The organism is Veillonella intestinalis, assembly GCF_943193155.1.
GTDB classification, from domain to species: domain Bacteria; phylum Bacillota; class Negativicutes; order Veillonellales; family Veillonellaceae; genus Veillonella_A; species Veillonella_A intestinalis.
The window spans coordinates 446,923-462,240 of the sequence record NZ_CALPDB010000001.1 but is presented as its reverse complement, the minus strand read 5'-3'; the positions used below and the strand labels follow the sequence as shown (position 1 = coordinate 462,240).

The window sequence follows — 15,318 nt, the reverse complement described above, 5'->3', positions numbered from 1 at the left end:
ATAACGTATAGGGCTTAGTAGGAGCGTATATATGAGTATACATAAAGAAAAACAAATATCTTCAGAAATGAAATTTGATGGGCGATTAATCAAAGTTACTTTTGATGTGGCGGAAGTAAATGGTAAAGAAGCCTGGCGTGAAGTTGTTCATCATCCGGGAGCCAGTGCCATTGTAGTTATTGATGAAAAAGGGCGCATTGTTATGGAACGTCAGTTCCGTTATGCGTTAGATTGTGGTTTATTAGAAATTCCTGCCGGTAAACTAGATAAAGGGGAAGATCCGCTGACTTGTGCTAAGCGTGAATTAGAAGAGGAAACAGGCTATAAAGCAGCAGAATGGATTTCTTTAGGACCTATTGCTACTAGCCCAGGTTTTTGTAATGAAATTATTCATTTGTTTATTGCTAAAGAGTTAAGCAAAGGGCAGACTCATTGGGATGAAGATGAGTATGTAGAGCTTGAATATTATACTTTAAACGAATTAATGGAAGCGATTCGTAACGAAGAAATTAAAGATGGCAAAACTTTGGCTGCTTTAGCATTAGCCATGCCCTATCTTAAATAACTGATAGTAGCAATAAGGCCTAATATTACATAATGTAAAGTAATAGAAAGTTGTAGTGACGTAAATAAGAATTGAGGCGTACTATGTTTAAACGAATAATTTTAATTGTCATGGACAGTGTTGGTATTGGTCACGCCGTAGATGCTAATTTATTTGGTGATGAAGGTGCTAATACTATTGGCCATATTGAAAAAGTCGGTGGGGTGTTACGTTGTCCTACGTTAAAACGTTTAGGTTTAGCAGAAATTTCTGATATTCAGCGTGATGAAGAACCCGTACAAGGGTTATTTGGTCGTCTTCATGAAAAGAGTAAAGGGAAAGATACGACTAGTGGTCATTGGGAATTATTAGGTCATCCTGTAGAGGTGCCATTTCCCACATTTTACGAAGGTTTTCCTAAGGAAGTGATGGATGCCTTTACGCGTGAAACCGGATATGGATATTTAGGTAATGAAGTGGCTTCTGGTACTGAAATTATAGAGCGTTTAGGAGCTGAGCATATAAAGACAGGCAAGCCTATTGTGTATACTTCAGCTGATTCAGTATTTCAAATTGCGGCACACGAAGATATTATTCCGTTAGAGGAGTTGTATCGCATTTGTAAGATTACTCGTGAAAAAGTATGTATTGGTGATTATTACGTGGGGCGTATTATTGCACGACCTTTTGTGGGTGAATTAGGTCATTTTAAGCGAACTGCTAATCGTCATGATTATAGTCGTATGCCAGAGAAAACCTTATATTGGGAAATTTTACAGCAGCATAAGCTACAAACTATTGGCGTTGGTAAAATTGGTGATATTTATGCTAATGTAGGTATTAGTGAATCCTATCCAACAAAATCGAATGCACATGGCATGAATGAAGCTGCTCGTTTATTAGGAGGTACTTTTAAAGAAGGCCTTATGATGATTAACTTAGTTGAGTTTGATAGCCTCTATGGCCATCGTCGTGATGTAATAGGCTATAAGCGCGCTTTGGAAGACTTTGATTACCAGTTAGGCGGTTTTATAGAATTATTACAGCCTGAGGATTTACTATTAATTACGGCAGATCATGGAAATGATCCTACATGGGCTGGCACAGATCATACTCGTGAATTAGTGCCCCTATTAGGTTATTGGAAGGGTTTACGTCGACCTGTTGCGTTAGGGGACCGTGATACTTTTGCTGATGTGGGGCAGACTATATTAGATAATTTTGGACTGGTTGGTCATATGGGCACAAGTTTTTTAGAATGTATTAAGGAGGCAAAATAGTATGAGTTGTACACATAATAAGAAAGAAATTCCTACGGATCCACAAGAAAGAGCACGCTATGATTGGGCAAAGCAGCAAACTGAAGTAGCTAAAGCACAAGGTATGGATAGTACAGAATTGCATGCTCTATTTAAATATATTATGGAGTTAGATGTAAACGCTGTGAGTCAATCTGGCACAGAGGAAGTGCATGCTGTATTTCGTCGCGCTTTAGGCCAAGCTACAACGGCGCTTGAAGCTGGTCAGCCAGTAGCTGTAGCGCTTAATTTATTCCGTTGCATTATGCATGGGGATTTGAAGAAATAATAAGAGTCGAAATGACAAAAGGAACTACGTCTCAGTTAATATTTGAGAGTAGTTCCTTTTTATATGCACAAATTAAAAAAAGCGCCGTAACTAGGTTACAACGCTTTTAGTGCCTTAGAATTATAAAGCATTCACTTTAGCAGCCAAGTTGGATTTTTTACGAGCTGCTGTGTTTTTATGAAGAACGCCTTTGGAGGCTGCTTTATCAATTACGCTAGTAGCTTGAACAAGTGCTTTTTTAGCATCTTCTACTGCGCCAGCTTCTACAGCTTCAACCGTTTTGCGTGTAGCTGTACGAATTTGAGATTTCACAGCGGAGTTTTTCGCACGACGTTCAGCGTCTGTTTTTACGCTTCTAATACTGGATTTGATATTTGGCAATTGAGTCACCTCCTTATGATTACAATAATATACCTGAATAATTATAGCATAGAGCGTATGGTTGTGCAATACCTTTGAAGGATTAGTTTTGTTATATATTTGTGATATAATAGTTTAAGATATAATAGACAGGAAAGTTTTCATACAGTATAGTTCCTATCCGTGAGAGGTGTTTTATGAAAAAATTAATGATTATAGATGGTAGTAGCTTGTTATACCGTGCTTTTTTTGCATTGCCACCCCTTAGCAATGCCCTAGGTGTACCAACGAATGCGGTGTATGGCTTTTTAACAATGCTTGTGAAATTATATAATGATTTACAACCTGATTATGTAGCGGTTGCCTTTGATAAAGGGAAAGAAACATTTCGTACAGAACTATATGCTGATTATAAAGGGAATCGGCCTAATGCGCCAGATGATTTACGTCCTCAATTTGGACTTATTCGTGAAGTACTAGAAGCTTTAGGAATTTCAGTTATCGAGCAAGAAGGCTATGAAGGGGACGATATTATTGGCTCCTTGAGTAAAAAATTAGGCAGTAAGGATACAGCTGTATATATTATTACTGGGGATCGGGATAGTTTACAACTTGTGGATGAGCATAGTACTGTGTATTTAACGAAAAAAGGGATTAGTGATATGCTCGAAGTGCGTCCTGATACAATGGCTGATGAATATGGTTATGGTCCAGAGCAAGTAATTGATATGAAAGCCCTTATGGGTGATAGTTCAGATAATATTCCAGGGGTGCCAGGTGTTGGTGAAAAAACGGCTCTTAAATTGCTAACTGAATATGGCACATTGGAAGGTGTGTATGAAAATATTGATGGCATTAAAGGTAAGTTAAAAGAAAAACTATCAGATAATAAAGAGCTGGCCTTTTTATCTCGTACATTAGCAACGATTAAAACTGACATGGATTTAGACTATACGCTAGAGGATTTTGTAACAGCGGCTCATGAAACAGAAATTGTGCCTTTGTTTGATCGATTAGGTTTTCATAATGTAACGCCACGTCTTATTAAAGCCATGGGGATTACAGCACCAGCACCATCTGATAGTGAGTCTTTATTTGCCGCTTTTGCAGATTCACCGATAGATACAAAAGAAACAGTGACTACTTTAGGGGAAACTGAAGTAAGTGCTGATTTTTATACAAATAAGGTATTAGCATTTCATTTAAAAACAGCTGGTAGCCATCCATTTAGAACGATTGATACAGTCTATGTAAGTAATGGTGAAGCAGTTGCTAAATTAGATGGTAGTACAGAAGCAATAAAAGAATTAGTGGCTTCTATGTTACAAAAGGCGGCTGGCATTGTAACGGAAGATGCTAAACTTCTTATGGAGGTAACGGGTGAAACGACACCAGGCCCGCTTGATTTATTTGATACATCTAAAGAGCCTCGAGTTTGGGATATAACCTTAATGGCCTATTTAGCAGATCCAACGCGCACTAACTATGGTATCTCTTATTTATGTGAACGTTTTGGTGCGCCTGTAGTACCTGCAAGTGGTGATGATGTAGAGTTTGTAGCTACTGTAAACGCTTTAGTCGATATGAAGTCCGTAGCTGTTGAAGTATTAACTGATAATGGCCTTTGGGATTTATATAAAACTATTGAATTGCCATTAATTCGTACATTATTGGTGATGGAAAAAAATGGCATTTATATTGACAAAGCGGCGTTAGAAGAAACGCAAGCACTCTTTGAAAAAGAAGCGGATGAACTTCGTGAGGCGATTTACAAAGAAGCGGGTGAAGAATTTAATATTAATTCACCTAAACAGCTAGGGGTTATTTTATTTGAAAAACTAAATTTGCCAGTTATTAAAAAGACAAAAACTGGATATTCTACCAATGCAGAAGTATTGGATTTATTGCGTAATGATCATCCTATTATTGAACTAATATTAAAATATCGTACAGTAGTTAAGTTGATTTCCACGTACTTAGAAGGCTTAAAACCACTGATTAATACTAAGACGGAACGTATTCATAGTACCTTTAATCAGATGGTTACAGCGACAGGTCGTTTAAGTAGTTCTGATCCTAATTTACAAAATATTCCTGTCCGTTCTGAAAAAGGCCGTGAAATTCGTGCGTTATTCTTGCCTGGTGAAGGCTATGACACTTTGGTAAGCGCTGACTACTCTCAAATTGAATTGCGAATCTTGGCCCATTTGTCAGAAGACCCTGCACTCATTAAAGCCTTTTTAGATGGTGAGGATATTCATCGTTTTACAGCCGCTGAAGTATTAGGCAAGTCTATTGAGGAGGTAACGCCTACAGAGCGTTCTCATGCAAAGGCTGTCAACTTTGGGATTATTTATGGTATCAGTGATTTTGGTCTATCCCGCGATTTAGGTATTACCCGAGGGGAAGCCAAAGAATATATTGACTTATATTTTAGTCGTTATCCAAAAGTTAAAGAATATATGGATGCTATGGTAGCGGAGGCTCATGAAACGGGGTCAGTACGTACTATGTTTGGCCGCGTACGAGCATTACCAGATATTAATAGTCGTAATTTTAATCGTTGTTCTTTTGCAGAACGTACTGCTATGAATACGCCTATTCAAGGTAGTGCAGCAGATATTATTAAATTGGCTATGAATCAAGTGGCACAGCGATTAGAAGCGGAGAAGCTCACATCTCGTTTACTTTTACAAGTACATGATGAATTAGTATTAGAAGTAGTAAAAGCAGAAGAAGCCATTGTAGAAACCTTATTAGCAGATATTATGGACAGCGTGGTAGAATTGGTTGTACCACTTATTGTGGATGTACATAGTGCTACGAATTGGGCGGATGTAAAATAATAGAGTAGATGTAAAATAATAGAGTATACGTGTTATAGATTATAAGCTAGTGAAAGAAGTAGGGTGATAGGATGCCAGAGTTACCAGAGGTAGAATTAATAAAGCGATATATTCACGAACATACAGCAGGTAAGACTGTGGCGTCCGTAGAGTCTTTGCTGCCCCGTATGTGGCGAAATTGTCCAGCGCCTATGGCAGAAGAACTTATAGTAGGACAGACCATTGAAGCAGTAAAACGGCGAGGTAAATATCTTATTATTACCTTTCAAAATACTTCTTTACAGCTTATTATTCATTTAAAGCTTACAGGGCGTTTAATCTTTAGACCTCAAGCTGAAATAGAACGATTTGATCGTATCTTATTTCATTTTACTGATGGCACTCTACTAGCCTATGGCGATGTGCGTACTTTAGGGGCTTTATATATTTTCGAATCCCCTAAGCAAATTGATTTAAAAGCTTATTTACATATGGGACTGGAGCCCTTGAGTCAATCCTTTACGAGTGGTAAACTATATGAGTTAACACGCCGTAGCAGTATGCCTATTAAACCTTTTCTATTAGGGCAACAGTATGTAGCGGGCATCGGCAATATTTATGCAGATGAAGCACTATTTTTAGCGCATGTATTACCTACACGGCCGGCAGATTCACTTACTGAAAAGGAAGTGAAAGCCTTACATCGGGCGTTACGAAAAGTATTGCGTGATAGTTTAGCGCGTGGTGGCACTAGTTTCAGAGATTATAAAAATGGTGCTGGTAATAAAGGACAAAATCAAGACTATTTGCTTGTGTATGGTCGTGGTGGCAAACCTTGTTTAGTTTGTAAACGACCATTACAAGATATGACATTACGTGGCCGCCATACTGTATTTTGTGGCCATTGTCAAAAATAAAATTAGTAGGTATAGTATATTTCTGTTAGTGAATATTTTTAGTATTAATTAGTATGACTGTCAGTACATAATATGACTTAGTATAGATATGGTGGCAGAATTATATAATAATTAATCTTCACAGTAGGAGATTGTATGTATAAAATTGGATTAACTGGTGGTATTGCATCTGGTAAGAGTACTGTTTCAGAATGGTTAGCCCAAAAAGGGGCGCCTATTATTGATGCTGATGTAGTGGCTCGTGAAGTCGTAGAACCTGGTACAGCTGGTTTAGCAGAATTAGTGGCTCATTTTGGCCCCAGCATATTACAAGGGGATGGCACCTTAGATCGGCCTAAATTAGGGGCTATTATATTTAATAATGAAGAGAAACGGCGTGAGTTAAATCAAATTTTACATCGCTATATTCATGAACGAATTGAAGAGTTAGCAAGTGAGTTTGCTAACGCGGGCCATGAAGCGGCTATTTATGATATTCCTTTACTTATTGAAACAAATTGGTATAAGGATATGGATGAAGTATGGCTAGTATCATTGGAGCCAGATGTGCAAAAAGATAGATTAATGGCTCGTAATGGATTTACGGAAGCTGAAGCGAAGGCTCGGATTGCTAGTCAGATGCCATTAGCTGATAAAAAGGCATATAGTCATGTAATAATTGATAATAATGGAACGTTAGAAGATTTAATGACTCAGCTAGCAGATTTATGGCAAGCGAAAGGTCATTTATTTGCTAAGGAGGATTCATGAGAGGCTCTACATTTTTTGCCTGGTGTATGGTCATTTTAGGAGGATATTACTTTTGGGTAGGTGAGCCATATTTAGCGCGCACCTATGCATATCCTTTAGAACATAGTGAACTTGTATACGCTGCAGCACAAGAAAATAAGGTGCCTTATTCCTTAGTGGCTGGTGTTATATTAGCAGAAAGTAAGTTTAATGAACATGCTGAATCAGCACCAGGTGCTTTAGGTTTAATGCAACTTATGCCAGAAACAGCCCATTGGATTGCTGAACAACGTAATGAAGCTAAATTAACAGATAGTGATATTCGCGAGCCGGCAACTAATATTAAGTTAGGGACATGGTATTTAGCGTATTTATTAGACGAGTTTAAAGGCAATAAAGTATTAGCGCTGGCTGCTTATAATGCAGGGCGTGGGCATGTGGAAGAGTGGATGACTCAATATGGTTGGAATTCTGATTTTGATACCATTGATGAAATTCCGTTCCCTGAAACGCGTGAATATGTGGCTACTGTGCTTAAGAATCAAGAGCATTATGAATCTCTTTATTCCGTGAAACGAGATTAGTATGCCATAGACTCTAATAGATATTTTTCATCTATTAAATCGTTAAGAAAGGACGTTCTCTTAATGGCTGATATAATAGCAGAGTGTAAAGATAGAATATATGATTTTTCATGGCTTCCTACTACTATTGGAGATTTCACATTAGTAGTGGATATAGCGGAAGATGAAGTCTTAGGTTTTCGTTTTTTTCACTATGAAAATCCTTTAGGCTGGCGTTGGGAAGCTGTATATGATAAAGAGGTCAATGATTTTACTGTTCATGTGGTTATGCCTTTATTTTCCTTTGTAGACATTAACTTTGTTTGCAACACTTGGGGTGAATTTGAGGCCGTATTACGTGAACGTGGGATAGACGGTATTACTAAGCGTTTGGTAGAACCGCAGCAAATGTTCACTTATGCGTATAAGCAAAAAGGCTTAGTTGATTGGGTCTATGATTCTGTATTACCTGAATCCATAGGCAGTTTTACTCGAGATATTGCGCCCAGTAATGGAATTTGTATGATTAATGGTTCTTTTATTATTGCTGAGTATTGTAAGTCTCAGGAGTCGTCGGGACTGCTCCTTTTCTATAATGTACTACGCGATGAATTCTTTGTAGAGTTGCGTCGTCATAATTATCCAGAAATTAATCACGATTTTGATGCGGTAACAATTCCAGAATTGGAAGAAAAATTGACAACACAATTAGAGCGTGTTTTAATCGACTTGGAAAATCGTTTGTAGTATTTGTGTTTTTGCAGTGTTCATGATATAATATACGTGATTTGATATAAGCTTTTTTAGAAGAGTGGGCCTTGGCTCACTCTTTACTTTATAGTAAAAACTCTATGCAAGTGATACGCATAGCCATGGATAACAAGTGTTACATCATATTAAAGGAGGCGATGACCATGAAAAGAGAAGCCGTCGAAGAGTTTGTGTCCTCTATTGTGGAAGGTATTGTAGAAGGTACTGATATGGAATTAGTAGATGTGGAATACGTTCGTGAACGAGATTGGTATTTGCGCGTTTACTTAGATAAGCCAGGCGGAGTTGACCTTGATGACTGTCAGCTAGTTAGTGAAAAGTTGAGCGAAGTACTGGACGCAAAAGATCCCATTAAAGAGAATTATTTGTTAGAAGTATCTTCTCCAGGACTTGATCGAGTGCTTAAAAAGGACAAAGATTTTGTACGCTATAATGGCGCCGATGTTGATGTACAACTATTTAAGCCAGTGGATGGGAAAAAACAATATACTGGTGCATTAGCTGGGTTTACGGATACGACAATTACCATTATGGTAGGTGAAACGTCGATTGAATTAGAACGTAGTGCGATTGCTCAGATTCGATTGCATTTTGAATTTTAAAACTAATAGGATATTGGAGGAATAATCAGTGAGTCAAGAATTAGTACAGGCAGTTATGGTGTTAACAAAGCAGAAGGGTGTTTCACCAGAAGTGGTGTTTGAGTCCTTAGAGGCATCATTATTGCAGGCTTATCGTAAAGAACCAGGCTCTAATCAGGAAGCATATGTAGAATTAAATCGTGAAACCGGTGAATATAAAGTATTTGCTAAGAAAACTGTAGTAGCTGAAGTAGCAGATCCTGAAAAAGAAATTGCTTTAGTTGAGGCACAACAAAAAGATATGCGCTTTGAAGTAGGCGATATTGTTGAAGTAGATGTGACGCCTAAAAACTTTGGTCGTAGCGCGGCTCATACAGCAAAACAAATGTTAATTCAACGTTTAAAAGAAGCAGAACGCAGCATTGTTTACGAAGAATATTTCAGCCGTGAAGGCGATATTATTACAGGTCTTGTTCAGCGCGTTGAAGGGCGTAATGTATTTGTCGACTTAGGTAAAACGGAAGCTATTTTACCACCAGCTGAACAAATTCCAACGGAAACATATAAAGCAGGCGATCGTATCAAATGCTATATTGTGGAAGTTAAGAAAACGACTAAAGGGCCACAGATTATGATTAGCCGTACACATCCTGGATTATTAAAGCGCTTATTTGAATTGGAAGTGCCTGAAATTTATGAGGGCGTTATTGAACTTAAATCAGTAGCTCGTGAGCCAGGAATGCGTTCTAAGATCGCTGTAGTGTCTCGTGATGAAACAATTGATGCTGTAGGCGCTTGTGTGGGTCCTAAAGGTCAGCGCGTTCAGAATATTGTGGATGAACTACATGATGAGAAAATTGATATTGTAAAATGGGATGAAGATCCAGCTATTTATATTGCAAACTCTTTAAGTCCGGCTAAGGTTATTTCTGTAGAGGTGGATGAAGAAGAGAAAACATCTCGCGTTGTAGTGCCTGATTATCAATTATCATTGGCCATTGGCAAAGCAGGGCAAAATGCTCGATTAGCAGCTAAATTGACTAATTGGAAGATTGATATTAAGAGTGAAACTCAAGCTGATACAGAAGAACCAAGTACAGCTGACTCCTCCGAATTTATCCTAACAGAGGATGGTGAGGCTTAATGAAGAAGAAATCACCACCAATGCGCATTTGTGTAGGTTGTGGCGAACTTCGAAATAAGAAAGACATGTTGCGCATTGTAGCATCTCCAGAAGGGGTTATCACTATCGACCGGACGGGGAAGGCCGCAGGTCGTGGCGCTTATATAGAGCCAAAGACAGACTGCTTTGAAACAGCCTATAAGGCTAAGCGCTTAGAGCGTTCTTTGAAACGTGCTGTTTCTGCAGATATATATGAAAATTTACGAGCTGAATTATTTCCAACTAAGGAATAAACGGGCTTATGGATAGTATTAAACTTAAAAACTTATTAGGCATGGCACAGAGGGCCGGTAAATTATTATCAGGCGACTTTGTAGCAGAAAAAGCTATCAAACGAGGGAATATCCCATTGGCTATATTAGCTTTAGATTGTGCAAAAAATAATGCTGAAAAATATAATTGGCTAGCTCAACAGCATAAGGTTCCTTTACGTGAGGTATTAACAAAGGCTGAATTAGGGCAAGCTATCGGAAAAGAACAACGAGCTATTGTTCTCGTTAATGACGCGGGATTTGCCAAAGCAATGCTCAAGGAAATAGATAATTGATTAAGGGGGCATGTAGATGTCAAAAAAAAGAATACGTGATTTAAGTAAAGAACTAAATGTAGAAAATAAACGAATTATAGATTTCTTAAGCCGCAATGGTTATGAATCAAAAACGCCAGCTAGTGGTTTAGATGAAGCCGGTGTAGCTTTAGTAGAAAAGCATTTTAAGAAAGCAGATACTTCTGTACCTAAAAAAGTAGAAGCTGCTACGAAAGTTGAAGCCCCTAAAGCTGAAGCACCTAAAACTAATTCAAAACCAGCTCATAAAACAGCAGAGCAGCCTAAGAAGCAGGATACTCATAAAGCTGCAGGTCATAAAACAGATGGTCAGAAACCAGAGAACCGTAAAGTAGCTGGTCAAACTCACAAAGGGTCTGAGCATAAGCAAGAGTCTCGCAATCAGAAACCAGCTAATAAAACTAATCAAGCTGGCCAACGTCAAGATAATCGCAATGACAATAAAGGGCAAGATCGCAATAATACTCGTCATGCGGATAAGAAGAACGAAACAAATAATCGCAATGACCGTAACGAACGTCCTAATGATCGGAAAAATAATCGTGATACCCGTGATAATCGCAATAATAAAGATGCTCGTAGCAATCGTGATGGCAATAATAACAATGATCGTCGCAATAAAAAAGATAAAAAGAATCGCAATGGTAACCGCCCGCAGTCTTTATTATCTACCTCTTTGGCAAAAAGCAAGAATCGCGTAAAACAGCGTAATGAACAAAATCGCCAACATAAAGAAGAAGAAAAACGTAAAGCAGAAGCAATGATTGCTACTCACATTGAAATTGGCCAAACATTAACAGTTAAAGAATTGGCTGAAACTATGGGCCGCGAAGTGAGTGAAATCATTAAAAAACTTATGCTTTTAGGTGTAATGGCGACAATCAATCAAGAAATTGATTTCGAAACGGCTGCTATTGTAGCAGAAGAGTTTGGTGTTAATGTTTCTGAAGCTGCACCAGAAGAAGATCCTACTGAAATTCGTGAAATTGAAGATTCTCCAGAAAGCTTACAACCTCGTCCAGCCGTTGTTACTATTATGGGTCATGTTGACCATGGTAAAACCTCCTTATTGGATGTAATCCGTCAGACTAATGTAACGGCTTCGGAAGCTGGTGGTATTACGCAGCATATCGGTGCGTATATGGTTCGCTATAAAGGGAATAAGATTACCTTCTTAGATACACCTGGCCATGAAGCATTTACAGCTATGCGTTTGCGTGGTGCTCAGTCAACAGATATTGCTGTATTAGTAGTAGCTGCCGATGATGGTGTTATGCCACAAACTATTGAAGCGATTAACCATGCTAAATCCGCTAATGTGCCTATTATTGTAGCGATTAATAAAATGGATAAACCAGGTGCTAACCCTGACCATGTAAAACAGCAATTAGCTGAACATGGTTTAATCCCAGAAGAATGGGGTGGCGATATCATAATGGTGCCTGTATCGGCTAAACAACGTCAAGGTATTGATGATTTATTAGAAAATATCTTGCTTGTTGCAGAAGTGATGGAATTAAAAGCTAATCCAAATCGTAATGCTCAAGGCGTGGTTATTGAAGCCAAGTTAGATAAAGGCCGTGGTCCTGTATGTACAGTATTAGTACAAAAAGGTAGCTTGCGTGTAGGTGACAATATCATTGCTGGCGTTGCTTATGGTAAAGTCCGTGCTATGACCAATGAACGAGGCGAAAAAGTTAAAGTAGCCCGCCCATCTATGCCAGTAGAAGTACTAGGTCTTTCTGATGTGCCACAAGCTGGTGAAATCATGGATGCCGTTGATGATAACGAAGCACGTACTATTGCAGAAAAACGTGTGGAAAAACAACGTATTGCTGAATTAGGGGCTACGCATAAAGTAACCTTAGATGATATTTTCAACCAAATTCAACAAGGTGAATTAAAAGATTTAAATATTATTATTAAAGCTGACGTACAAGGTTCTGTAGAAGCATTACGCCAGTCCTTAGAAGCTATTAAAAACCCAGAAGTGCGCATTGTTATTGTTCATGCGGCTGTAGGTGCTATTAATGAATCTGACGTAATGTTAGCTTCTGCTTCTAATGCAATTATTATTGGCTTTAATGTACGTCCAGATGCTGTGGTTCGTAAAGCCGCTGAGAAAGAAAGCGTAGATCTTCGTACATATCGCGTTATTTATGATGCTATTAATGACGTAGAAAGCGCTATGCGTGGTATGTTAACACCAGAATTTAAAGAAGTAATTCTTGGTCGTGCTGAAGTACGACAAGTAATTTCTACACCAAAAGCAATTGTTGCTGGTTCTTATATTACAGAAGGTAAGATTACGAATAAATCTGAAATTCGTTTAATTCGTGATGGTGTAGTTGTTCATGAAGGGGAAGTTGATTCCTTACGTCGCTTTAAAGATGAAGTAAAAGAAGTGAAGAGTGGTTTTGAATGTGGTATTTCCATTGAGCGTTACCGTGATATTAAAGAAGGCGACGTAATTGAAGCCTTCACAATGGAAGAAATTGCGCCACAGATTTAGGAGGCCTCAATGAGCGACGTACGTGTACGTAAATTACAAGAATTTATAAAACAAGAAGTGAGTAGCATGTTGATGCGTGGTCTTAAAGACCCACGCATCGGCTTTGTCACTGTTACTGATGTAGAAGTGACGGGGGACTTACGACAAGCAACTATTTATGTAAGTTTATTTGGTAAAGATGAAGAAAAAAAGGCTTCTTTGCAGGCTTTACGGCATGCAGCTGGTCATGTACGTAGCGAATTAGGTAAAGTATTACGTCTCCGCTATGTACCTGAAATTTCTTTTGATGCCGATACATCTTTAGATTATAGTATGCATATTGAGTCCTTGTTACAAGATATAAAAAAGGATGAAGACAATGGCAGCCATAACTAAAGAACAGTTAAAAGTTGCATTAGATGATGCACAGCATATTATTTTAACCGTTCATGTTCATCCAGATGGAGATGCTATTGGCTCCATGGTAGCCTTTTATGAAGCACTCACTAATGAAGGCAAAAACGTTACTATGGTAGTCGATGATATAGTGCCTGCTAAATACAGCTTTTTAGCACATAGCGATAAAATTAAGCAGCCTAAGGAAATGACTACTTGGGATGCAGATATGTTATTAGTGCTCGATGCCAGTACGTTTGAGCGTATTGGTGAAGTTGGTACTTATTGTAAAGCACCTATTTATAATATTGATCATCACATTTCTAATAGCCAATTTGCTGAGGCTTTATTCCTCTGTCCTGACTTTGCTGCTACTGGTGAAATTTTAGCTTATCTGTGTGATAGCTGGGGCTGGAAGATTACTGCGTCTATGGCCAATGCTTTATATATGGCGATTGCCACAGATTGTGGGTTCTTCCGCTTTAGTAACACTACGGAGCAAACCTTAAAAATGGGGGCTCTTTGCGTAGCTTGTGGGGCACAGCCTAATATTGTTTCAGAACATGTAGAAGTGACTACCATAGCGCGCATTGAAGTTATGAAAGAAGCCTTACAGACTATTCAGTTTTTTAAGGATGGAAAAGTCGCAGTTATTGCCCTTGATGAAGCATTAATGGCTAAAGTAGGGGATGATACAGATGGTTATGTTGATTTGATTCGTAATGTTGATACAGTTGATGTAGCTATTTTATTAAAAGCTGTAAATAAAAAAACGACACGGGTAAGTTTACGTGCCAAAGAAACTGATGTAAATGCTATTGCTAGCCAATTTGGTGGTGGTGGCCATGTAAAAGCTGCTGGCTGTACGATTCAGGCAGATATAGCTGGTGCGATAGCACAACTAATAGCGGTGATTCATTAATGGATGGCGTATTTCCGTTTTTGAAACCACCAGGGATCACGAGTCATGATGCTGTAGGCATTTGTCGACGTATTCTAAAAGAGCGTCGTATTGGTCATAGTGGGACATTAGATCCATTGGCCTATGGTGTATTACCTATTTTCGTAGGTAAAGCTACGCGTATTATAGAATATACTGAAAATGTAGCTAAAACCTATGTAGCAGAATGTCGCTTTGGTTATGGTACTGATACTGAAGATAGTACAGGCATACCTTTGCAGGAGGAAGTCGTGCCCAACGATGTGCCGTCTTGGCAAAGATTGGAAGATGTGATTCATTCTTTTATTGGTGAGAAAAGTCAGCAACCTTCAATATATTCGGCAATAAAAGTCAATGGTCGTCGTGCCTATGAATTGGCTCGTGAAGGGGTTGCGTTTACGCTGCCCAGTCGCACTATTACTATTTATGAATGCCAATTATTAGCCTATGCGTATCCTTATTTTACAATACGAGTAACTTGTTCGGCAGGTACTTATATTAGAGCTTTATTACGTGATATTACAACAGCCATAGGTATTCCAGGAACTATGACACAACTAGCTCGTACTGCTGTTGGTGCTTATACAATAGAGCAAGCTATTACAGCGGAGGAATTGCTAGAGCGTGGGGAGACCTGTGTTTTGCCTACAGAGTCGGCATTAAGTCATATGCCTATAGTTCAGGTATCTGAAGCTGGTTTATTAGCGTTAAAACAAGGCAAGCAATGGCCTTATGAAGCTATTGCCAATTTTGAAGGGGTAGCACAACAATTATATTGTGCCTATAGCTCAAATGGTTTCTTTGGTATAGTAGAGGGTACGGAAAGTACCTTAAAAGTAGTAAAAAATATTTTTTTATAGGAATTG

17 protein-coding genes are annotated in these 15,318 nt (G+C 38.5%); 16 read left to right on the top strand and 1 reads right to left on the bottom strand.

Annotation, left to right across the window (positions count from 1 at the left end; translation table 11 throughout):
- Positions 1–31 precede the first annotated feature (31 nt).
- From NFR44_RS02165 to NFR44_RS02155, 3 genes are all read left to right on the top strand, one after another.
- Positions 32–565 (top strand): NUDIX hydrolase, encoded by a 534-nt coding sequence (locus tag NFR44_RS02165; protein ID WP_251440680.1) that lies wholly within the window; start codon positions 32–34, stop codon positions 563–565.
- Positions 566–648: 83 nt separating this feature from the next.
- A complete protein-coding gene (locus tag NFR44_RS02160; protein ID WP_251440678.1) occupies positions 649–1,824 on the top strand; it encodes a phosphopentomutase in 1,176 nt (391 codons plus the stop codon).
- Position 1,825: 1 nt separating this feature from the next.
- A complete protein-coding gene (locus NFR44_RS02155; protein ID WP_251440676.1) occupies positions 1,826–2,131 on the top strand; it encodes a hypothetical protein in 306 nt (101 codons plus the stop codon).
- A gap of 120 nt (positions 2,132–2,251) precedes the next feature.
- Here NFR44_RS02155 and rpsT read toward each other — a convergent pair whose 3' ends face one another.
- Positions 2,252–2,512: a 30S ribosomal protein S20 gene (gene rpsT, locus NFR44_RS02150; protein ID WP_115309547.1), complete on the bottom strand. Its 261-nt coding sequence runs from the start codon at positions 2,510–2,512 to the stop codon at positions 2,252–2,254.
- A 176-nt stretch (positions 2,513–2,688) separates the two neighbouring features.
- Between rpsT and polA the strand changes: the two genes are divergently transcribed.
- The 13 genes from polA (at position 2,689) to truB (ending at position 15,312) form a co-directional block, all read left to right on the top strand.
- Positions 2,689–5,337, top strand: coding sequence for a DNA polymerase I (gene polA, locus NFR44_RS02145; protein WP_251440674.1), 2,649 nt, complete (start codon positions 2,689–2,691; stop codon positions 5,335–5,337).
- Positions 5,338–5,408: 71 nt separating this feature from the next.
- A complete protein-coding gene (gene mutM / locus NFR44_RS02140) occupies positions 5,409–6,233 on the top strand; it encodes a bifunctional DNA-formamidopyrimidine glycosylase/DNA-(apurinic or apyrimidinic site) lyase (RefSeq protein ID WP_251440672.1) in 825 nt (274 codons plus the stop codon).
- 135 nt (positions 6,234–6,368) lie between these two features.
- The gene (gene coaE / locus NFR44_RS02135; RefSeq protein ID WP_251440669.1) at positions 6,369–6,983 is read left to right on the top strand and encodes a dephospho-CoA kinase; all 615 of its coding nucleotides are present in this window, start codon (positions 6,369–6,371) and stop codon (positions 6,981–6,983) included.
- Entirely contained in the window at positions 6,980–7,546 is a 567-nt protein-coding gene (locus tag NFR44_RS02130) for a lytic transglycosylase domain-containing protein (protein ID WP_251440665.1), read from the top strand. The genes coaE and NFR44_RS02130 overlap by 4 nt, the downstream gene beginning before the upstream one ends.
- Before the next feature lie 63 nt (positions 7,547–7,609).
- Positions 7,610–8,272: a hypothetical protein gene (locus NFR44_RS02125; RefSeq protein WP_251440663.1), complete on the top strand. Its 663-nt coding sequence runs from the start codon at positions 7,610–7,612 to the stop codon at positions 8,270–8,272.
- Between the two features lie 167 nt (positions 8,273–8,439).
- Positions 8,440–8,898, top strand: coding sequence for a ribosome maturation factor RimP (gene rimP / locus NFR44_RS02120; protein ID WP_251440660.1), 459 nt, complete (start codon positions 8,440–8,442; stop codon positions 8,896–8,898).
- 28 nt (positions 8,899–8,926) lie between these two features.
- Positions 8,927–10,021 carry a transcription termination factor NusA gene (nusA, locus tag NFR44_RS02115; protein WP_251440656.1) on the top strand — a complete coding sequence of 365 codons (1,095 nt, stop codon included), beginning with the start codon at positions 8,927–8,929 and terminating at the stop codon, positions 10,019–10,021.
- Positions 10,021–10,293, top strand: a complete 273-nt coding sequence (gene rnpM / locus NFR44_RS02110) for an RNase P modulator RnpM (RefSeq protein WP_251440653.1) — start codon at positions 10,021–10,023, stop codon at positions 10,291–10,293. The genes nusA and rnpM overlap by 1 nt, the downstream gene beginning before the upstream one ends.
- Before the next feature lie 8 nt (positions 10,294–10,301).
- Positions 10,302–10,607, top strand: a complete 306-nt coding sequence (locus NFR44_RS02105) for a L7Ae/L30e/S12e/Gadd45 family ribosomal protein (RefSeq protein WP_251440651.1) — start codon at positions 10,302–10,304, stop codon at positions 10,605–10,607.
- Positions 10,608–10,623: 16 nt separating this feature from the next.
- A complete protein-coding gene (infB, locus tag NFR44_RS02100; protein ID WP_251440649.1) occupies positions 10,624–13,137 on the top strand; it encodes a translation initiation factor IF-2 in 2,514 nt (837 codons plus the stop codon).
- 9 nt (positions 13,138–13,146) lie between these two features.
- Positions 13,147–13,512, top strand: a complete 366-nt coding sequence (gene rbfA, locus NFR44_RS02095; RefSeq protein ID WP_251440647.1) for a 30S ribosome-binding factor RbfA — start codon at positions 13,147–13,149, stop codon at positions 13,510–13,512.
- The gene (locus NFR44_RS02090; RefSeq protein WP_251440645.1) at positions 13,496–14,434 is read left to right on the top strand and encodes a DHH family phosphoesterase; all 939 of its coding nucleotides are present in this window, start codon (positions 13,496–13,498) and stop codon (positions 14,432–14,434) included. The genes rbfA and NFR44_RS02090 overlap by 17 nt, the downstream gene beginning before the upstream one ends.
- Complete coding sequence (gene truB, locus NFR44_RS02085) at positions 14,434–15,312, top strand: tRNA pseudouridine(55) synthase TruB (protein ID WP_251440643.1); 879 nt, start codon at positions 14,434–14,436, stop codon at positions 15,310–15,312. Before NFR44_RS02090 ends, truB begins: the two co-directional genes overlap by 1 nt.
- Positions 15,313–15,318 lie beyond the last annotated feature (6 nt).